Source organism: Pseudomonas sp. NPDC089428 (genome assembly GCF_044749325.1).
In the GTDB taxonomy this organism is placed as follows: Bacteria; Pseudomonadota; Gammaproteobacteria; order Pseudomonadales; family Pseudomonadaceae; genus Aquipseudomonas.
The window spans coordinates 14,463-33,615 of sequence record NZ_JBIVHT010000017.1; the positions used below are offsets into that span (position 1 = coordinate 14,463).

The 19,153-nt window shown below is 64.7% G+C and carries 21 protein-coding genes and 1 pseudogene; 11 read left to right on the plus strand and 11 right to left on the minus strand.

What is annotated here, in order from left to right; all coding sequences use genetic code 11:
• Positions 1–13 precede the first annotated feature (13 nt).
• Positions 14–538, minus strand: coding sequence for an ankyrin repeat domain-containing protein (locus tag ACIPZ5_RS23360; RefSeq protein WP_343599572.1), 525 nt, complete (start codon positions 536–538; stop codon positions 14–16).
• Between the two features lie 267 nt (positions 539–805).
• On the opposite strand from ACIPZ5_RS23360, the gene ACIPZ5_RS23365 reads away from it, so the two are divergent.
• Entirely contained in the window at positions 806–1,078 is a 273-nt protein-coding gene (locus ACIPZ5_RS23365; RefSeq protein WP_027596016.1) for a DUF3509 domain-containing protein, read from the plus strand.
• 124 nt (positions 1,079–1,202) lie between these two features.
• Here ACIPZ5_RS23365 and ACIPZ5_RS23370 read toward each other — a convergent pair whose 3' ends face one another.
• The 3 genes from ACIPZ5_RS23370 to aroC form a co-directional block, all read right to left on the minus strand.
• A complete protein-coding gene (locus ACIPZ5_RS23370) occupies positions 1,203–1,739 on the minus strand; it encodes an oxidase (RefSeq protein ID WP_400810834.1) in 537 nt (178 codons plus the stop codon).
• A complete protein-coding gene (locus ACIPZ5_RS23375; protein ID WP_400810835.1) occupies positions 1,736–2,893 on the minus strand; it encodes an MFS transporter in 1,158 nt (385 codons plus the stop codon). The genes ACIPZ5_RS23370 and ACIPZ5_RS23375 overlap by 4 nt, the downstream gene beginning before the upstream one ends.
• A gap of 133 nt (positions 2,894–3,026) precedes the next feature.
• On the minus strand, positions 3,027–4,118 hold the full coding sequence (aroC, locus tag ACIPZ5_RS23380; protein ID WP_261941098.1) for a chorismate synthase: 1,092 nt from the start codon (positions 4,116–4,118) through the stop codon (positions 3,027–3,029).
• Positions 4,119–4,339: 221 nt separating this feature from the next.
• On the opposite strand from aroC, the gene ACIPZ5_RS23385 reads away from it, so the two are divergent.
• Both ACIPZ5_RS23385 and ACIPZ5_RS23390 read left to right on the plus strand, forming a co-directional pair.
• A complete protein-coding gene (locus tag ACIPZ5_RS23385; RefSeq protein ID WP_261941099.1) occupies positions 4,340–5,302 on the plus strand; it encodes an alpha/beta hydrolase in 963 nt (320 codons plus the stop codon).
• A gap of 192 nt (positions 5,303–5,494) precedes the next feature.
• On the plus strand, positions 5,495–6,283 hold the full coding sequence (locus ACIPZ5_RS23390; RefSeq protein WP_400810837.1) for a hypothetical protein: 789 nt from the start codon (positions 5,495–5,497) through the stop codon (positions 6,281–6,283).
• Positions 6,284–6,411: 128 nt separating this feature from the next.
• On the opposite strand, the gene prmB is transcribed toward ACIPZ5_RS23390, so the two are convergent.
• Complete coding sequence (prmB, locus tag ACIPZ5_RS23395; protein WP_343599568.1) at positions 6,412–7,320, minus strand: 50S ribosomal protein L3 N(5)-glutamine methyltransferase; 909 nt, start codon at positions 7,318–7,320, stop codon at positions 6,412–6,414.
• Positions 7,321–7,499: 179 nt separating this feature from the next.
• Between prmB and ACIPZ5_RS23400 the strand changes: the two genes are divergently transcribed.
• The 5 genes from ACIPZ5_RS23400 to ACIPZ5_RS23420 all read left to right on the plus strand — a co-directional run bounded on the left by ACIPZ5_RS23400 (position 7,500) and on the right by ACIPZ5_RS23420 (position 10,200).
• Complete coding sequence (locus tag ACIPZ5_RS23400; protein ID WP_085675474.1) at positions 7,500–8,090, plus strand: cysteine hydrolase family protein; 591 nt, start codon at positions 7,500–7,502, stop codon at positions 8,088–8,090.
• An 88-nt stretch (positions 8,091–8,178) separates the two neighbouring features.
• Positions 8,179–8,499 (plus strand): hypothetical protein, encoded by a 321-nt coding sequence (locus tag ACIPZ5_RS23405; protein WP_400810839.1) that lies wholly within the window; start codon positions 8,179–8,181, stop codon positions 8,497–8,499.
• Positions 8,500–8,600: 101 nt separating this feature from the next.
• The gene (locus ACIPZ5_RS23410) at positions 8,601–9,161 is read left to right on the plus strand and encodes a Smr/MutS family protein (RefSeq protein WP_261941102.1); all 561 of its coding nucleotides are present in this window, start codon (positions 8,601–8,603) and stop codon (positions 9,159–9,161) included.
• A 69-nt stretch (positions 9,162–9,230) separates the two neighbouring features.
• Entirely contained in the window at positions 9,231–9,776 is a 546-nt protein-coding gene (gene folE / locus ACIPZ5_RS23415; protein ID WP_103449647.1) for a GTP cyclohydrolase I FolE, read from the plus strand.
• A 58-nt stretch (positions 9,777–9,834) separates the two neighbouring features.
• Complete coding sequence (locus ACIPZ5_RS23420; protein ID WP_261941103.1) at positions 9,835–10,200, plus strand: glutathione S-transferase N-terminal domain-containing protein; 366 nt, start codon at positions 9,835–9,837, stop codon at positions 10,198–10,200.
• Between the two features lie 34 nt (positions 10,201–10,234).
• Here the strand turns inward: ACIPZ5_RS23420 and ACIPZ5_RS23425 are convergent, their stop codons facing one another.
• Positions 10,235–10,837 carry a glutathione S-transferase family protein gene (locus tag ACIPZ5_RS23425; protein WP_343599562.1) on the minus strand — a complete coding sequence of 201 codons (603 nt, stop codon included), beginning with the start codon at positions 10,835–10,837 and terminating at the stop codon, positions 10,235–10,237.
• Between the two features lie 145 nt (positions 10,838–10,982).
• On the opposite strand from ACIPZ5_RS23425, the gene ACIPZ5_RS23430 reads away from it, so the two are divergent.
• The gene (locus ACIPZ5_RS23430) at positions 10,983–12,179 is read left to right on the plus strand and encodes a benzoate/H(+) symporter BenE family transporter (protein ID WP_343599560.1); all 1,197 of its coding nucleotides are present in this window, start codon (positions 10,983–10,985) and stop codon (positions 12,177–12,179) included.
• Positions 12,180–12,257: 78 nt separating this feature from the next.
• On the opposite strand, the gene ACIPZ5_RS23435 is transcribed toward ACIPZ5_RS23430, so the two are convergent.
• The 4 genes and pseudogenes from ACIPZ5_RS23435 to ACIPZ5_RS23450 all read right to left on the minus strand — a co-directional run bounded on the left by ACIPZ5_RS23435 (position 12,258) and on the right by ACIPZ5_RS23450 (position 16,106).
• Complete coding sequence (locus tag ACIPZ5_RS23435; protein WP_400810903.1) at positions 12,258–13,139, minus strand: methyl-accepting chemotaxis protein; 882 nt, start codon at positions 13,137–13,139, stop codon at positions 12,258–12,260.
• Positions 13,119–14,195 (minus strand): annotated as a pseudogene (locus ACIPZ5_RS23440) (HAMP domain-containing protein); the annotation flags it as partial. The gene ACIPZ5_RS23435 and the pseudogene ACIPZ5_RS23440, both read right to left, overlap by 21 nt.
• A 210-nt stretch (positions 14,196–14,405) precedes the next feature.
• A complete protein-coding gene (locus ACIPZ5_RS23445) occupies positions 14,406–15,233 on the minus strand; it encodes a lipopolysaccharide biosynthesis protein (RefSeq protein ID WP_400810842.1) in 828 nt (275 codons plus the stop codon).
• 111 nt (positions 15,234–15,344) lie between these two features.
• The gene (locus ACIPZ5_RS23450; protein WP_313711500.1) at positions 15,345–16,106 is read right to left on the minus strand and encodes an SDR family oxidoreductase; all 762 of its coding nucleotides are present in this window, start codon (positions 16,104–16,106) and stop codon (positions 15,345–15,347) included.
• A gap of 195 nt (positions 16,107–16,301) precedes the next feature.
• Here ACIPZ5_RS23450 and ACIPZ5_RS23455 point away from each other — a divergent pair, with 195 nt between their 5' ends.
• Positions 16,302–17,303 (plus strand): NADP-dependent oxidoreductase, encoded by a 1,002-nt coding sequence (locus ACIPZ5_RS23455; RefSeq protein ID WP_400810844.1) that lies wholly within the window; start codon positions 16,302–16,304, stop codon positions 17,301–17,303.
• Between the two features lie 190 nt (positions 17,304–17,493).
• A complete protein-coding gene (gene kdsA / locus ACIPZ5_RS23460; RefSeq protein WP_152959350.1) occupies positions 17,494–18,336 on the plus strand; it encodes a 3-deoxy-8-phosphooctulonate synthase in 843 nt (280 codons plus the stop codon).
• Between the two features lie 77 nt (positions 18,337–18,413).
• Here the strand turns inward: kdsA and pyrF are convergent, their stop codons facing one another.
• Positions 18,414–19,115, minus strand: coding sequence for an orotidine-5'-phosphate decarboxylase (gene pyrF / locus ACIPZ5_RS23465; RefSeq protein WP_054886624.1), 702 nt, complete (start codon positions 19,113–19,115; stop codon positions 18,414–18,416).
• Between the last annotated feature and the right edge of the window lie 38 nt (positions 19,116–19,153).

A 19,153-nucleotide genomic window follows, 5' to 3' on the forward strand; every position in this document is an offset into this window, starting at 1 on the left:
TGCCCCCGGGCGGTTAGCCGGCCAGCGCTTGCAGCCGGGCGGCGGTGTCCACTGCGCCCATGGTCTGCGCCGCCATCAGCGCCGTGGCGCCGCGAGCGTCCTGGCGCGCCGGGTCAGCCCCCTGGGCCAACAGGTAATCGAGAATCTCGCCACGGTTGAACATTGCCGCCAGCATCAGCGCGGTACGCCCGTCCTGTGCGGCAGCATCCACCGGCACGCCACTTTCCAGCAGCAGGCAGATCATCGCCAGGTCGCCCTTGAACGCCGCACCGGCGATGGGCAGCTGGCCGTTGTCGTTGGCGATCAGCGGGTCGGCACCGTGGGCCAACAGCACCTTTACCGCTTCATGATGGCCGTGGTAGCTGGCCAGCATCAGCAAGGTGTCGCCCTTGTGGTTACGCAGGTTGGCCGGCAGACCGCTGGCCAGCAGGCGCCCGAGCATATCGGCATCGCCCTGGCGGGCACGCTCGAAGACCTGCTCGGCAAAGGCGGCGGTTTCGTCATCGGTCATGGCGGTAGCGGTGGGTTGAGCGGACATCGGGAACCTCCTGGCATAAATGATTGCCCAAGTTTTTGTCAGGCATGCCATTAGGGTCAAAGGTTCAGATTCTATTGGGTCGATAGGCAAAGCCTGAGCCGTGCAAAATGCACTGTGCAAAATGCACGACCATGCAGCCTGCACGATGCCGCTTCTGAAAAAACCCCATAACACCCTGTATTTGCTGGGCTTTTCCCATCTCCCAGTTCTGGCACGGTCACTGCAACGATCAACTCACGTCTGCCCACACAACAGTCAGGAGTTGATATGGACCTCATCCAGGAAAAATTCGTCTCGGTGTTCTCGGCCTATCAGGTTGCCACCCAGCCCCGCCCTGACGGTGGCGTGTTGCTGACCCTGCGCGCCGCTGACGGCAAGGTAACCCGCCGCGTGCTGACCTACGGCCAACTCCACAGTGCCGAGCAGCTCTCGTGGGCAATCAGCGCCATTCGCCGTGACCTGGCCGAGCAGGCCAGTGAACTGCCGGTGATTTCCATGCTGCAGAGTCAGCAGCGGTTCGCGCTGCCGACCTACCGCTGAGGTTTGTCTGTGCCGGCCTCTCGCGGATGAATCCGCTCCTACAGACAGGTACTGCATTGCCCTTAGGGATGGCGGGGTACCTGATTGTAGGAGCGGATTTATCCGCGATGAGGCCGGTCAGGCATCAAAGCTCGTCGATCCCGAGAAACGCTCGAGCGGTCGCATCGCCGGTAAAGCGCGGCTCTGTACCCTGCTCACTGCCAAACAGGCGCAACGCCAGGCAGAACGGGTTATCCCCCAGCTCAACCCAGCGCCGGGTCTGCGCCGGGACCACCAGTTGATCGCCCTTCTCGCACAGCACCGTATACACATACTCGCCCAGGCGCATGCCGACTTGCGCGCGGCCGGCCACCACGGCGAACACTTCGTCGCTGTCATGTACATGCTCGTCACGCACATCCACCTGGGTCGGGTCGAGGCCGTCACGGTTGAGCAGCGCGTACGCCACACTGCCCTGGGCCGTCATCAGCTGGTCGAGGTGCTCGCGGCAGGCATCGAGCACATCCTCCTGGCTGCTGCCGGGGCGCACGCGCAGCGCCAGCGGGCTGTGGCTGAAGCGTACGCCCTGCTCGGCCAGGGTCGCGGCGATGTCGTCGTGGTGGGTCAGCACCTTGTTCGGCAAGTCCGGGCTGGACGGGTGGAAAACACAGAGGATGCTCATCGGCTGCTGGTCCTGGTCGATTTCGAACGAGTGGCAATGATAACGGCTGCCGCCAGCGCTGCGGCGCTGGCCATACCAAAGGTGAAGGTCGGCCCCAGCAGTTTCCAGCTGTAGCCTGAATACAAGGCGCCCAACGCACCACCGGTACCGGACAGCGCCGCGTACAGCGCTTGCCCCTGGCCTTGCTGGCGGGCACCGAAACTGGCCTGGACGAAGGCAATGGACGCGGCATGGAAGCAGCCGAAGGTGGCCGCGTGCAGCAACTGGGCGAAGATCAGCACGGCCGGCTCATCGGCCAGGTTGCCCAGCAACAGCCAGCGCAGCGCCGCCAGCAGGAAGCTGACCAGCAGCACCCGCTGCACACTGAAGCGGGCAAACACACGGCTCATGACCATGAACATCAGCACTTCGGCGACCACCCCCAACGCCCACAGCAAGCCGATGGCACCGCGGCTGTAGCCCAGGTGTTCCAGGTGCAGGGTGAGGAAGGTGTAGTACGGGCCGTGGCTGAGCTGCATCAACGCCACGCAGATATAGAAGGCGATCACCCCCGGCGCGGTCAGCTGGCGCAGGAAGCCGCCCGTCTCCCGGCGCTCGCCCTGCTCCACCGGCTGGGCGTTGGGCACCCACAGGCTGGCGACGACGATGCCGGCCATGATGGTCACCAAGGCCACCGGGTAGATGTCCAGGCTCAGCCATTCGAACAGCCGCCCCAGGCCGACCACGGTGAGGATGAAGCCGATCGAACCCCACAGGCGCACCTGGCTGTAGCGCGCGGTCTGCCCATGCAGGTGGGCCAGGGTGATGACTTCGAACTGCGGCAGCACTGCATGCCAGAAGAACGCATGCAGCGCCATGACCAGCGCCAGCCAGGCATAGCTCTTGCCGAAGAAGATCAGCGAGAAGGTCGCCAGGGTCGACAAGGCACCCAGGCGCACGATCAGCAGGCGCTGGCCGCTGCGGTCGCCGAGCCAGCCCCACAGGTTGGGAGCGATGCAGCGCATCAGCATGGGGAAGGCCACCAGCTCGCCGATGCGTGCCGGGGAGAAGCCCAGGTGGTCGAAGTACAAGGCCAGGAACGGGGCGGTGGAACCCAGCAGGGCAAAGTAGAACAGGTAGAAGCTGGACAGGCGCCAGTAGGGGATCTCAGGCATCGGGTGGGCCTTGTGTGAGGCTGTACCGGCCACTTCGCGGGCAAGCCCACTCCCACAGGGACCTCACACGCTTGCAAGTGGTGGTGATCCTGTGGGAGCGGGCTTGCCCGCGAAGTGGCCGGGCCTGGCTATGTCAGAGCTGGCCCAGCACCGGGGTGTTGACCTTCACATCGGCATTCTGCGCACGGTGGCGCAGCAGGTGGTCCATCAGCACGATGGCCATCATCGCTTCGGCGATCGGCGTGGCGCGGATGCCTACGCACGGGTCATGGCGGCCCTTGGTGATGACGTCGACCGGGTTGCCATCGACGTCGATCGAACGGCCCGGGGTGGTGATGCTGGAGGTCGGCTTCAGGGCCAGGTGGGCGACGATCGGCTGGCCCGAGCTGATGCCACCAAGAATGCCGCCGGCATTGTTGCTGAGGAAGCCGTCCGGGGTCAGCTCGTCACGGTGCTCGGTGCCACGCTGGGCAACGCTGGCGAAACCGGCGCCGATTTCCACACCCTTGACCGCGTTGATGCTCATCAGCGCATGGGCCAGTTCCGCGTCGAGGCGGTCGAAGATCGGCTCGCCCAGGCCGGGCATCACGCCTTCGGCGACCACGGTGATCTTGGCCCCGACCGAATCCTGGTCACGGCGCAGCTGGTCCATGTACGCCTCCAGCTCCGGCACCTTGCTCGGGTCGGGGCTGAAGAAGGCGTTTTCCTCCACCGAATCCCAGGTCTTGAAAGGGATTTCGATCGGGCCCAGCTGGCTCATGTAGCCACGCACCTGGATGCCCTGGGTGGCCAGGTATTTCTTGGCAATGGCACCGGCGGCCACGCGCATGGCGGTTTCCCGTGCCGAACTGCGGCCGCCGCCACGGTAGTCGCGGATGCCGTACTTGTGGTGGTAGGTGTAGTCGGCGTGGGCCGGGCGGAACAGGTCCTTGATCGCCGAGTAATCCTTGGACTTCTGGTCGGTGTTGCGGATCAGCAGGCCGATCGAGCAGCCGGTGGTTCGGCCTTCGAACACGCCGGAGAGGATCTCCACTTCGTCGGCTTCCTGGCGCTGGGTGGTGTGCCGGCTGGTGCCAGGCTTGCGCCGGTCGAGGTCGTGCTGCAAGTCGGCGAGGGAGATTTCAAGGCCAGGTGGGCAACCATCGACAATGGCGACCAACGCCGGGCCATGGCTTTCGCCAGCGGTGGTGACAGTGAACAGCTTGCCATAGGTATTGCCGGACATGGACGCTCCGCGAAATCTGCCTGAGGTGAACGAAAGCAGGGAGTATACAGAGGGTTTGGTTGCCTGTGCTGGCCTCTTCGCGGGTAAACCCGCTCCCACAGGCCTTGCGCGGTCCCGGTGAGAGCGGGTTTAACCGGGAAACGGCCAGGCCTGCCACATACAGCCACCGAACCTTCCCACAAACACTGGGTCAAACCGTCATCTCCCCACTGTAGTACCGCATGATGTCGCGCCTCGTCGCCTTCTTCCTCCTGCTGTGCACTGGCTTGGCCCAGGCCGCCGCCCCTACCGTGCTGCAACGCCCTATCGACCTGGACACTGGCCAGGGCGTGCTGCACGGCAGCCTGCTGTTGCCGCAACAGGCCACACCGCCGCCGGTGGTGCTGATCATCGCCGGCTCCGGCCCCACCGACCGCGACGGCAACAACCCGGCCTCGGGGCGCGTCGACAACCTCAAGCGCCTGGCCCTGGTGCTGGCCAACGAACATATCGCCAGCGTGCGCTACGACAAGCGCGGGGTGGCCGCCAGCCAGCCGGCGACACCGGATGAGCGCGACCTCAGCGTGCAACGCTATGTCGACGACGTGGTGGCCTGGAGCCGCAAGCTCAAGGCCGACCCCCGCTTCGGCCCACTGATCCTGGTCGGCCACAGCGAAGGTGCGCTGATCGCCAGCCTGGCCGCCGAGCGTGCCGGTGCCAGCGCCGTGATCACCCTTGCCGGCATCGGCCGACCACTGGCAGATGTGCTGCGCGAGCAACTGGCCCAACGCCTGCCGCCGGCGCAGCTGGCCGGTGGCAGCGCCCTGCTCGACCGCCTGCAGGCCGGGCAGACCAGCCTGGACGTGCCGGCCCCGTTGCGCCAGGTGTTTCGCCCCAGCGTGCAGCCGTACCTGATCACCCTGCTCCAGCAGGACCCGGCGCAGGCCTTCGCCCGCTTGCCGATGCCGGCGCTGATCGTGCAGGGCCGCAACGACGTGCAGGTCGACGTGGCCGACGCCGAACGCCTCAAGGCGGCCAAGCCGGATGCCCAGTTGGTACTGATCGACGGCATGAACCACATGCTGCGCATCAGCCCCAAGGACATGCATCTGCAGCGTGACAGCTACCTCAACCCAGAATTGCCACTGGCACGGGAGCTCGGCGAGCGGGTGGTCAGCTTCATTCACCAACTGCCTTCGGCCTGACCCTCAAACATCGGCAAAAGCTGCCGATAAAACGGTATTGGTGCTGATTGGGGCCGCTTTGCGGCCCATCACCGGCAAGCGCGGCTCCCACAGAATCTCCACAAGGCAGATTGCTGTGCGCCCCTGCGCTTGCCGGCGATGGGCTGCAAGGCAGCCCCGGTCAGCGCCCGCCCGTATCTGAGGAATGCCTTGATGACCGATGCCCCCGCCGCCGTAGAGCCAGCCGAAGAGCCGCACGCCCCGGAGCCCGCCGCCCTGCCCTGGGCCGACCTTGCCGTCGAACACTTCCAGCTGCTGCGCCTGGCGCCCATGCCCACCGACCGCAACAGTGGTGCACGGCCATTGCGCTTCGTCGAGTTCGCCTATGCCGAGCGCCATGACAAGGACCACAGCCTGTTGCGCATGGAAATCCGCCTGCCCGGGCAAAAGGTGCGCAAGGAGCAGAACCAGCTGGATGTGCGGGTGGATCACGCCGAGCGCCTGGTGACCCTCGGCAGCGACAGCGGCCTGCAACTGGAGCCACTGAACCGAGGCATCGGCCGCTTCATGCTGGGCCAGGCCGTGCAGTGGCTGCAGCGCCGCTGGTCGAACTACCGGGTCGAAGGCATGGCGCTGCCGAACAAGGATGCACTGAACGAAGACACCCGCCTGCGCCGTGACCGCTTCATCACCGCCACCGGCCTGGAGGTGGAATACGCCGACTCGCAGCACCTCAAGGGCCGTACGCTCGACACCACGGTGAGCCAGCTCAAGGGCGGCTGGAACACCGAGAAGGTGCAACAGCTGAGCATGCTCGATGCAGCGGGCATGCTGCAGCAGGCCGAGCAGCAATTGCTGGAAAAAGAGGGGCAGTTGCGCGAGCGCGATGAGCGGGTTGCCAAATATCGGCGCGAAGACAGCGGATTGCGCTTCACCATCACCTGCCTGGTGGCGTTTGCCGTGTTTCAGGCCGGGCTGCTGATCTGGATCGCTACCCGCTGAAACCGCGCCGCCTGCTTCGCGGGCAAGCCCGCTCCCACAGGATCGATGCCAACCTGTGGATAGCACCACTCCTGTGGGAGCGGGCTTGCCCCGCGAATGGGCTGCAAAGCAGCCCCGGCAGGCCCAGCTCAGACGCGAGCCTTGAACAGCTCCTGGTGTTGACGGCACTGCTCGGCGGTGAGCATGAACACACCATGCCCGCCACGCTCGAACTCCAGCCAGGCAAAGTCCACTTCCGGGTACAGCGCCTCGACATGCACCTGGCTGTTGCCGACCTCAACGATCAGCAGGCCCTTTTCGGTCAGGTGGTCAGCCGCCTCGGCCAGCATCCGCCGCACCAGGTCCAGACCGTCGTTGCCACAGGCCAGGCCCATTTCCGGCTCGTGGTGATACTCGGCCGGCATGTCGCCGAAGTCCTCGGCATCGACATACGGCGGGTTGGACAGGATCAGGTCGAAACGCTGCCCTGGCAGGCCAGCGAAGCCATCACCCTGCACGGTGAACACGCGCTCGTCGAGGCCGTGGCGCTCGATGTTCTGGTTGGCCACTTCCAGCGCGTCGAACGACAGGTCGGCCAGCACCACTTCGGCCTCGGGGAACACTTCGGCCGCCACGATACCGATGCAGCCGGAGCCGGTGCACAGGTCAAGGATACGGGCCGGCTCAGCCGCCAGCCACGGCTCGAAGCGCTTCTCGATCAGCTCGCCGATTGGCGAGCGGGGTATCAGCACGCGCTCGTCGACGATGAACGACATGCCGCAGAACCAGGCTTCGCCCAGCAGGTAGGCGGTCGGCACGCGGTCTTCGATGCGGCGCTTGAGCAGGTGCTGCAGGCGGACCCGCTCGTCGTCCTCGAGCTGGCAGTCCAGGTAGCTGTCGGCGATTTCCCATGGCAAGTGCACGGCACCCAGCACCAGCAGGCGCGCTTCGTCCCAGGCATTGTCGGCACCATGGCCGAAGAACAGCTCGTGCTCATGGAAGCGGCTGACCGCCCAGCGGATATGGTCGCGCAACGTGCGCAGACGAGATGTGATCACGGGGTACTCCTATTCAGACCGTACAAAAGTCTAACAGCCCAACCCGTACATTTGTTCCCCGCGATGCTCCAGCGGCAAGCCACAGGCCAGTAACCACGCCGCTTGCGATGTCAACCATTCCCATTGGCGCCAAGGCAAGGGAGAATAGGTATACAAAAGCCCTACCCAAGGAGCCCTTGATGTCCGTTCCAACCACGATGTTCCGCCTCACTGGTCGCGACTATCCGCCGGCCAAGCTGAGCCAAGCCAGCCTGATCATCATCGATGCGCAGAAGGAATACCTGAGCGGTCCTCTGCAACTGTCGGGCATGGACGAGGCCGTGGCCAACATCGCCCGGTTGCTCGACGCTGCCCGCAAGGCCGGCCGTCCGATCATCCACGTTCGCCACCTCGGTACCGTTGGCGGGCGCTTCGACCCGCAGGGCCCGGCCGGCCAGTTCATCCCGGGCCTGGAGCCGCGCGAAGGTGAAATCGTCATCGAAAAGCGCATGCCCAACGCCTTCAAGAACACCAAGCTGCACGACACCCTGCAGGCGCTGGGGCACCTGGACCTGATCGTGTGCGGTTTCATGAGCCATTCCAGCGTCAGCACCACCGTGCGCCGCGCCAAGGACTATGGTTATCGTTGCACCCTGGTGGAAGACGCCTCGGCAACACGTGACTTGGCGCTGAAGGATCAGGTGATCCCCGCCGCCCAGATCCACGCGTGTGAAATGGCCGTGATGGCCGACAACTTCGCCTGTGTCGCCCCTACCGCCAGCCTGATCTGAGCTGACGTTGCGATGACCGCCCGGCAGCCGGGCGGAACCCCAGGGCCGGGCCCAGGTCGAATTCCGGATGTCCACAGAGGAAACTGGAATGAAGCTCAAAGGCAGTTTCGACGCCAAGCGTCTGCGCCCGCGGGAACCGCGTAACTGGGGTGCGCGCATTGCCGCCGGCCTGTCGGCCCTGATCGCCACACTCGGCGTGTTGCTGGGCATGGCCGGCATCGCCGGGCTGCTTGGCAACTACACAGCACTCGCCGAACTCAATGCCAACCGCCCGCTGGCCGGCATCCTGGCCGTGGCAGGGCTGTTGCTGCTGTACCTGGGCGTGCGCTTCTGGCGGCGCAGCCGCATTCGCCTGCGCCGCGGGCGCGAGCTGAACCTGTCGCCGCACCTGATGAAAAAGCATGATTAGTGGCTTGAGCTGCGAGCCTCTTCGGGGGTAAACCCGCGAAGAGGCCGGTACTGACGACGCAGGGTTGATCGCGTAAACTACGCCGCCCACGTGGAGGCACCATGCAAGACGACGATTTTTCCCTGTTCAGCGCCGAAGTGCGCGGCGTCAAGCCGATCAAGCACGACCGCGCCGATGTGGGCAAACCGAAAACCGACCGCAAGCAGCTCGCCGGCCTGCGCCAGGCGGCGACCATCCGCAGCGACCAGACCTTGGTGATCGACGGCCTGTCCGACCAGTTCGTCATCGACGTCGGTGCCGAAGACGAGCTGATGTGGCGCCGCGATGGCGTGCAGGAAAGCCAGATCCGCAAGCTCAAGCTCGGCCAGATCGCCTTCGAAGGCAGCCTCGACCTGCATGGCATGAGCGTGGAGAAGGCCCGCGAAACCCTGTGGGCCTTCATCGCCGAAGCCACCCAGCTCGAAGTCCGCTGCGTACGGGTGACCCACGGCAAGGCCGCCCGCCTGGACGGCAAGCGCCCGATGATCAAGAGCCATGTCAACACCTGGCTGCGCCAGCACCCGCAAGTGCTCGGTTTCACCTCGTGCCAGGCCCGCCATGGCGGCACCGGCGCGGTGTATGTGATGCTCAAGCGAACCATGATGGAAGGCCGCGACGAGTAACGCCGTGCTTGCAGCGCCGCGCGCGCCGCCGTACCCTTCATTTTTGCGATTTTTCCCACAGGTAGATACATGTCCCTGGAACAGAACTACACCGAGATCCTCAGCCAACTTGGCGAGGACGTCTCCCGTGAGGGCCTGCTCGACACGCCCAAGCGGGCTGCAAAGGCCATGAAGTACCTTTGCCGCGGTTACGAGCAGACGCTGGAAGAAGTCACCAACGGCGCGCTGTTCACCTCCGACAACAGTGAGATGGTGCTGGTCCGGGACATCGAGCTGTATTCGATGTGCGAACACCACATGCTGCCCTTCATCGGCAAGGCTCACGTGGCCTACCTGCCCAAGGGCAAGGTCCTGGGCCTGTCGAAGGTCGCGCGCATCGTCGACATGTTCGCCCGCCGCCTGCAGATCCAGGAAAACCTCAGCCGCCAGATCGCCGAGGCCGTGCAGCAGGTGACTGGCGCCGCTGGCGTGGCAGTGGTCATCGAAGCCAAGCACATGTGCATGATGATGCGCGGCGTGGAAAAACAGAATTCGACCATGCTCACCTCGGTGATGCTGGGTGAGTTCCGTGAAAACGCCTCGACTCGCAGCGAGTTCCTCAGCCTGATCAAGTGATCGGCGCATGACCCGAGCCGGCCCCCAGGGGTCGGCTTTTTCATTTCAGGAGTAGCCCATGATCGTCAAAGCCCTGCGGGTCGGCCTCGGCCAGCTCATCGTGTTCGGCGACTGGATCAGCCGCCCAGCCAAGCAGAAGCGTGATGCCGCGGCCCAGGCGCGTGTCGAGCAGGAGGCCAAGGGCCTCGCGCTGTACCAGTTCCATGCCTGCCCGTTCTGCGTGAAGACCCGCCGTACCCTGCACCGCTTGAACGTGCCGGTAGCGTTGCGTGATGCCAAGAACGACGACCTGCATCGCCAGGCGTTGCTCGAAGGTGGCGGCCGGGTGAAAGTGCCGTGCCTGCGCATCGAGGAACAGGGCAAGGTGACCTGGATGTATGAATCCAAGGCCATCATCGCCTATCTGGACAAACGCTTCGCGTAATCCCTGCGCGACCCCCTGTGGGAGCCGCGTCAGCTCAGTCGACCATCGGCACATGCCGCGGATGGCTGGCCACCCGCGCCAGCCACTCGCGTACTGCCGGGTAATCCGTCAGGTCGAAGCCACCCTGATGCGCCACATGGGTGTAGGCATACAGCGCCACATCGGCAATCGAGTACTGGTCCCCGACCAGATACGGCGTCATCTGCAACTGCCGCTCCATCACCTTCAACGCCTTGTAACCGCCCTTGTGCAGCTTGCGGTATTCCTCCACGCGCTCGTCCGGCAGCCCCAGATAGAACTGGATGAACCGCGCCACGGCAATGTACGGCTCATGGCTGTACTGCTCGAAGAATTGCCACTGCAACACCTGGGTCCGCAGACGCGGCTCGCTGGGCAGGAATTCGCTGCCATCGGCCAGGTAGTTGAGGATGGCGTTCGATTCCCACAGGCAGGTACCGTCCTCGAGCTTGAGCACCGGCACCTTGCCGTTGGGGTTCATGGCCAGAAACTCAGGCGTTTCGGTCTCGCCCTTGAGGATATCCACCGCCTGCCATTCATACGGGCGGTCGAGCAGGCTGAGCATCAGCTTGACCTTGTAGCAATTGCCCGACTGGTAGTCACCATACACCTTGTACATTGCCCGCCCCCTCCCATGCAGTTGCGCAAACTTGCCCAATAGTTGGCGACTGTACGGCTAAAAGCAATGCCTGCTGTATGGCAAGGATCAATCCAGCCCGCGTTAGTCTGAAAAAAATGCTTACACCTGGACAAGGACCCAACCCATGACCGATGCCACTTCCGCACGCCTGCGGCCCCTGGCAGACAGCTCACCGTCGGCGGTGGTCGCCGGCTTCATTGCCATGCTCACCGGCTACACCAGTTCGCTGGTGCTGATGTTCCAGGCCGGCCAGGCAGCCGGCCTGACCAGCGCGCAGATTTCTTCGTGGATCTGGGCGTTGTCGATCGGCATGGCGGTGTGCAGCATCGGCCTGTCGCTGCGCTACCGCACGCCAATCACCGTGGCCTGGTCAACCCCCGGTGCTGCGCTGCTGATCACCAGTCTGGGCGGGGTCAGCTACGGCGAAGCCATCGGTGCCTACATCACCTGTGCGGTGCTGGTGGTGATCTGCGGCCTGACCGGCAGCTTCGAACGCCTGGTCAAGCGCATCCCCGCATCGCTGGCGTCGGCCTTGCTGGCCGGGATCCTGTTCAAGATCGGCAGTGAAATCTTCGTTGCCGCCCAGCATCGCACCCTGCTGGTACTTGGCATGTTCTTCAGCTACCTGCTGGTCAAGCGCCTGTCGCCGCGCTACTGCGTACTGGCCGCCTTGCTGGTGGGCACGGCACTGTCCGGCGCCCTCGGCCTGCTGGATTTCAGCGGCTTCAAGCTGGAAGTGGCCACACCGGTGTGGACCACGCCAAGCTTCTCGCTGGCCGCGACCATCAGCATCGGCATTCCCTTGTTCGTGGTCGCGATGACTTCGCAGAACATGCCTGGCGTGGCCGTGCTGCGCGCCGACGGCTACCAGGTGCCCGCCTCGCCGCTGATTTCGGCTACCGGTTTCGCCTCGCTGCTGCTTGCACCGTTTGGCTCGCACGGGGTCAACCTGGCCGCGATCAGTGCCGCGATCTGCACCGGGCCGCACGCCCATGAAGACCCGAGCAAACGCTATACCGCGGCGGTATGGTGCGGGATTTTCTATGGCATTGCCGGCACGTTCGGCGCCACCCTGGCGGCCTTGTTCGCGGCGTTGCCGAAAGAGCTGGTGCTGTCGATTGCGGCGCTGGCGTTGTTCGGTTCGATCATGAACGGGCTGACCGTGGCCATGAGCGAGGCAAGGGAGCGCGAGGCGGCGCTGATCACCTTCATGGTGACGGCCTCAGGGTTGACCCTGTTCTCGATCGGCTCGGCGTTCTGGGGGATCGTGGCGGGGGTGCTGACCTTGCTGATCCTCAATCCGCGGGGTGTTCGACGGTAGATCGGCGTTGCGGTTGAGATCGAGCGCCGCCCGCGCGGCGCTCGATCTCAACCCCTACAAAAATCTTCCGCCTGACACTCATAGCCTGAAATGGCCAACCATGCCTTTAAGGTCACTGCCCAACTGCGCCAGCTCGATACTGGACCGGGCATTGTCCTGCATCGCCAGCGCCGCCTGGTCGGCACTGCCACGGATCTGCGTCACGCTTCGGCTGATTTCCTCGGCCACGGAACTCTGCTGCTCGGCCGCCGCGGCAATCTGCTGGTTCATCTGCTGGATCAACGACACTGCCACCGCAATACTGCCCAGCGCGCTTTCGGTCTGCAACGCATCGGCCACGGCCAGGCGCACCAGCTCGGTGCTGCCGCGGATCTGCGCCACCGACTGCTGGGCATTGCCACGCAGGCTGGCCACCAGCCGTTCGATTTCCTCGGTCGACTGCCGGGTACGCCGGGCCAGGGCCCGTACCTCGTCGGCCACCACCGCAAAACCACGCCCCTGCTCACCCGCCCGGGCCGCCTCGATGGCCGCGTTGAGCGCCAGCAGGTTGGTCTGCTCGGCCACGCTCTTGATGACCGCCAGCACATCGCCAATGGTGTGGATCTCGGCACTCAGGCTGTCGATGCCGGCGCTGGCGGTGTCCGCTGCCGTCGCCAGCTGCTCGATGCGCTGCATGCTCTCGCGCACCACGCGCTGGCCGGCGTCGACCTTGTCATCGGCCGCCTGCGCCGCCTGCGCGGCTTCTTCGGCATTGCGCGCCACGTCGTGCACGGTGGCCGTCATCTGCTGCATGGCGGTGGCCACCTGCTCGGTTTCTTCCTTCTGGCTGCCAACTTCCCGGTTGGTCTGCTCGGTCACTGCCGACAACGCCTGAGCGCTCCCGGCCAGTTGCTCGATGCCTTGCTGCAGGCCACTGACCACCCCGGACAACCCGGCGGCCATCTGCTGCATGGCCTGCATCAGCTGACCCACTTCATCGGTGCGCGGCGCTTCGTCCTCCAGGCCCAACTCGCCAGCGGCAATGCGCTGGGCTCGGCCGATCACGCGCTTGAGCGGGCCGACCACGGCGCGGGTGATCAACCAGGCGGCGAGGATGCCCACCAGCAACGCCAGCCCGGTGGCCAGGGCGATGGCCAAGCTGTTGTGCGCCAACTCAGCCTGCATGGCTTGCTGATCGACCGCATAGGCCTGGTCTACCCGCCCGGTGACCTGCTCGGCACTTGCCTGCAGCTGCGCCTTGATGCCTTGCTCCTTGCCGAGCAGGTCGGTGTATTCGTTGAGCTTGTCGGAGAAGCTGGCAATGTGCCCGGCCACCTCGCCGAGCACACTCTGGTAGCCCGCATCGGTCACCGCCGCCTTGAGCTGCTCGACCAACTGCGCCGCCTCGAGCGTCTGGGCGATACGGCCTTGTTCCCCCTCCTCACCCTTGCGGCTCTTGTCCAGGCGCACCCGTGCCTGGTCCATGGCCTGCAGCATCAGCCGCGACACCTGCGCCACCTGCCCCGCCTGCTCCAGGAACTCGCCTCCTTGCTGGCCCTGGGACTGTTTGAGGGTATAGGTGGCGTCGTCGGCCAGGCCGGCCTGCAGCACATCGAGGTTGTTGGCCACGCTGGACACCGACCAACTGGCCATGTCCAGCGCCAGCTCCTTGGCCTGCACGGCTTCGACGAAGGCTTCAAAGGCCTGGCCGTAGGCCGCCAGGTCAGCCTCGGCCGCCGCCAGCGCCGGCAGGCTGCGGGCGCGTTCGGCAAGGTTCTGCAAGCCACTGCGCAAGGCCTCGGCCTCCTTGATGTCGGAGCGCAAGGCAAAGGCCTGCTCGTGCTGGCGCAGGCGCAACAGGTCGGTATTGAACTGGCCTAGCTCGCGCAGGCCGTCGAAGCGTTGGCCAACGCTATGCAGCGCCGCGATGCCGATGGCCGCCACCGCGACAGTCAGCAGCAGCACCAGGGCAAAGCCCAGGCCCAGTTTGCGGGCCATGCCCAGGTTGGCCAGAACACCGTGCCTGTTCGCCGCCATCGCCGATCCCCCTTCACCGTGCAAGGTTTTGCCGAGGGTCAAGCGTGGCAACGTTTTCTGCCTCCTAACAAGGGGTTGGCGGCAAAATGGTGTCAAATGGCTATAGGCCTGTCGCTATCAGCTAGCTGAAGGTCGCCCTGCGTGCTGGAGATCGGTTTGGGCGCGGGCGCCCTGCCTATAGGCGACATGGGCCCATCGGCCAGTAAAGGTTCACGCGGGGTGGGTGCACATGCAGGCCTGAGGCGGGTTACCCAGGATCATCGCCTGGGCCTGGTCGAGGGTGACCTTGGGGATCACAGCATCCGGAATTTTCGAGGTGGCAGACAGGTTGTAGACGGCAAAATGCTCATCGACAACCCGATCGGCCATCAGCGTCAGCGAGGGCAGGATGCGCCGTTCATAGGCCTCATCCAGGCCACAGGGCGAAACCGACTGGCCGGGGGCCTCATAGAAGCGCCCCACCGACTGGTCGAGGTCAACCCCGACCAGGAAAACCTGATTGAAGCCTAGATGACAGGCGATCTGCAGCGCCGCATAGGCCACCGTGCGCGCATCGAAAAACCCTTGCGACAGGTCTTTGCTAAAGCCCAGCGATCGCGAGCGGCTGCCCCAGCATGCCCGGCTGCGCACAAGGTGCGGGTTGGGGTTGAGCAGTGCTTCGAACAGGCGCGAGCGAGCCGCCTTGGCCAACGGGAAGATGTGCGCCTTGCTTGGCACCGGTAGCGCCCCTACTTCACTCGGCCAGACCGCCACACGCTGGCTGAGCCGTACCGCCTTTGCATAGAGCTCAGGTTGCTGGTGGGCAAACCCGGTGTCGGTGCACACATAAAAGTAAGGGCGCAGGCCATGTTCCGGGAACATCGAGATCGCGCCGTTGAGCGTGATCATCGGTACATGGGCGAAGCGCTGAATGGGGAAGCCCTTGGCAGAGGCGCCCGACGCCACGATGAATGCGGGGCCCTCGGCAATACCCCGGCATGCCGCGAAATCCATGATCGGGGTATGCCGGGCAGGCGGGTTGGTACTGACTGTTTCCACTGTTGCATCCCAATACTGAGTCGCAAAAGTATAGACAGCCGCAAAGCAACTCGCCTTTACACAACTTAACACTCACCGTCAAGAGGTTACGCAGTGCTACGCGAACGGTGCTCAGATTGCGGTGGCCCCGCCATCTACCGTCAGGCTGTGCCCAGTGGTAAAGGCCGCCCCGTCGCTGCACAGGTACAACACCGCACCGGCAACTTCCTCGACCTTGCCGATACGCCCGACCGGGTGCATCGCGGCGGCAAATTCGGCCTTGCGCGGGTCTGCCTCGTAGGCGCGGCGGAACATGTCGGTGTCGATCACCGCCGGGCACACGGCATTCACCCGGATACCCTTCTTGGCATATTCGATGGCCGCCGACTTGGTCAGGCCGATCACCGCATGCTTGGAAGCGGCGTAGATGCTCATCTTCGGCGCCGCGCCCAGGCCCGCCACCGATGCGGTGTTGACGATCGCCCCACCGCCCTGGGCCAGCAGCAGCGGCAGCTGGTACTTCATGCACAGCCACACGCCTTTGACATTGACGCCCATGATGGCGTCGAACTCCGCCTCGCTGCCCTCGGCCAGGCGCCCCTTTTCGATTTCGATGCCGGCATTGTTGTAGGCGTAATCCAGGCGCCCATAGGCTTCGATGGTGCGCTCGTGCAGCTGGCGCACCTGGGCGTCCTGGGTCACGTCACAGGCCACGAACAGCGCCTCGCCACCGGCCTGGCGAATCAGGGCCACCGTGGCCTCGCCAGCGACCGGGTCGAGGTCGGCCACCACCACGTTCAGCCCTTCGCGGGCAAAGGCCAGTGCCGTTGCCCGGCCAATACCCGCCGCACCGCCGGTGACCAGGGCTACCCGGCCAGAAAAGGTCATGCTCATCGTTTGCTCCAATCATCAGTTCAAGGACCGCAGCAGCTTGCAGGTTTCCGGGCAGAGTCTAGTCAGCCCACCGCCCGGCTGGGCAGCATCATCAGGGCAACGGTTGGGCTATCATGCTTACCAGTGATTTTGCGGACCAACCTGCATCAGCAGGTTAAATTGACCGCTGTGCCTCATCGCCTAAAAGGACCTGCCATGACCCAGACCAACCGCCGCTTCCTGCTTGCCAGACGCCCGGTCGGCGCCGTGCGCCGTGACGATTTCACCTTCGAGACAGTGCCTGCCGAGGCCCCCGCCGCCGGCCAGATCCAGGTACGCAACCTCTACCTGTCGCTGGACCCGGCCATGCGTGGCTGGATGAACGAGGGCAAGTCGTACATCCCGCCCGTCGCCCTCGGCCAGGTGATGCGCGCCCTGGGCGTCGGCGAAGTGGTCGCCTCCAACCACCCGGACTACAAACCCGGCGACCACGTCAGCGGTGCCCTCGGCGTGCAGGACTACTTCACCGGCGAGCCCCAGGGCCTGCACAAGATCGACCCCCAGCTCGCGCCCCTGCCCCGCTACCTCTCGGCCTTAGGCATGACCGGCATGACCGCCTACTTCGCCCTGCTCGAAGTCGGCCAGCCCAAGGCTGGCGACACCGTGGTCATCTCCGGCGCAGCCGGCGCGGTGGGCAGCATCGTCGGCCAGATCGCCAAGCTCAAGGGCTGCCATGTGGTCGGCATTGCCGGTGGCGAGCAGAAATGCCAGTACCTGAAGGACGAACTGGGCTTCGACGGCGTGATCGACTACAAGGCCGAAGACGTGCTGGCTGGCCTGAAACGCGAATGCCCCAAAGGGGTTGACGTGTACTTCGACAACGTTGGTGGCGAAATCCTCGACGCCGTGCTCACCCGCATCAACTTCAAGGCACGCATCGTCATCTGCGGCGCCATCAGCCAGTACAACAACAAGGAAGCTGTCAAAGGCCCGGCCAACTACCTGGCGCTCCTGGTGAACCGCGCGCGCATGGAAGGCTTCGTGGTCATGGACCACGCCAAGGACTATGGCAAGGCCGCGCAGGAAATGGCCGGCTGGCTGGCCGCGGGCAAGGTCAAGAGCAAGGAGGATGTGGTCGAGGGGCTGGAGACGTTCCCCGAGACCCTGCTCAAGCTGTTCAGCGGCGAGAATTTTGGCAAGTTGGTGTTGAAGGTCTGAGATTGCGCCTAGCCTGTACCGGCCCTATCGCGGGGCAAGCCCGCTCCCACAGGATTACCACAACGGCTGAACTGTGCGCCGCCCTGTGGGAGCGGGCTTGCCCCGCGAAAGGGCCGGCACGGGCAACGCAGATCTTGTAAGATCCCCCTTCGCCACTGAAACCAGTGACAAGGGATTTGCAGAGATGACCATGATCAAGATCACCCCCACCATCGAGTGCTCCAACACCGCCCCGTTCGTCCTCTTCGGCGGCATCAACGTGCTCGAATCCGAGGACCTGGCCCTGACCGCCTGCGCCGAGTACGTTCGGGTTACCGAGAAACTGGGCATCCCTTACGTGTTCAAGGCCAGCTTCGACAAGGCCAACCGCTCCTCGATCCACTCCTACCGTGGCCCGGGCATGGAAGAAGGCCTGCGCATCTTCGAGAAAGTGAAAGCCGAGTTCGGCGTGCCGATCATCACCGACGTGCACGAGATCTACCAGTGCGCACCCGTCGCCGAAGTGGTTGACGTGCTGCAACTGCCCGCCTTCCTGGCCCGCCAGACCGACCTGGTGGTAGCCCTGGCCAAGACCGGCAAGCCGGTCAACATCAAGAAGCCACAGTTCCTCAGCCCGTCGCAAATGCAGAACATCGTGCACAAGTTCAAGGAAGCCGGTAACGACCAGCTGATCCTCTGCGACCGCGGCACCTGCATGGGCTACGACAACCTGGTGGTCGACATGCTCGGCTTCGGCGTGATGAAGCGCACCTGCGACAACCTGCCGATCATCTTCGACGTCACCCACGCCCTGCAGAACCGCGACCCGTCCGGCGCTGCCTCCGGTGGCCGTCGCGAACAGGTGGTCGACCTCGCCCGCGCCGGCATGGCGGTTGGCCTGGCCGGCCTGTTCCTGGAAGCCCACCCGAACCCGGACCAGGCCAAGTGCGACGGCCCGAGCGCCCTGCCGCTGGACAAGCTGGAGCCGTTCCTGGCACAGATCAAGGCGCTGGACGACCTGATCAAAGGCTTCCAGCCGCTGGTTATTGCCTGATTCGCAAGGCAATGAAAAAGGGCCGACATGCGCACTGCATGCCGGCCCTTTTTTTCAGCCTTGGCTAGGCTGGTCGATCAACCGCGGATCTCTGCGACCACGGCTGCCAGCGCCTGTGCCGGGTCTGCCGCCTGGCTGATCGGGCGACCGATCACCAGGTAGTCGGAGCCTGCATCCAGCGCCTGGCGCGGGGTGAGGATACGGCGCTGGTCATCCTGGGCACTGCCCGCAGGGCGGATGCCAGGCGTCACCAGTTGCAGCGCCGGGTGTGCAGCCTTCAGCGCCGGTGCTTCCAGTGCCGAGCACACCAGGCCGTCCATACCGGCCTTTTCGGCCAGGGCCGCCAGACGCAGCACTTGCTCTTGCGGGTCCACGTCCAGGCCGATGCCGGCCAGGTCCTCACGCTCCATGCTGGTCAGCACGGTCACGCCGATCAGCAGCGGCTGCGGGCCGCTGCGCTTGGCCAGCTCTTCGCGGCAGGCAGCCATCATGCGCAGGCCACCGGAGCAATGCACGTTGACCATCCATACGCCCATCTCGGCAGCAGCCTTGACCGCCATGGCCGTGGTGTTGGGAATGTCGTGGAACTTGAGGTCGAGGAACACCTCGAAGCCCTTCGCGCACAGGGTTTCGACAATGCCCGAAGCGCTGCTGGTGAACAGCTCCTTGCCAACTTTTACCCGGCACAGGGCGGGGTCGAGCTGGTCGGCCAGCTTCAGGGCGGCGTCACGGGTAGGGAAATCCAGGGCGACGATCAGGGGCGTCTGGCAGGCGGACATGGTCGGGGTCTCTTGGCAATTCGTAAACGGCGCGCATT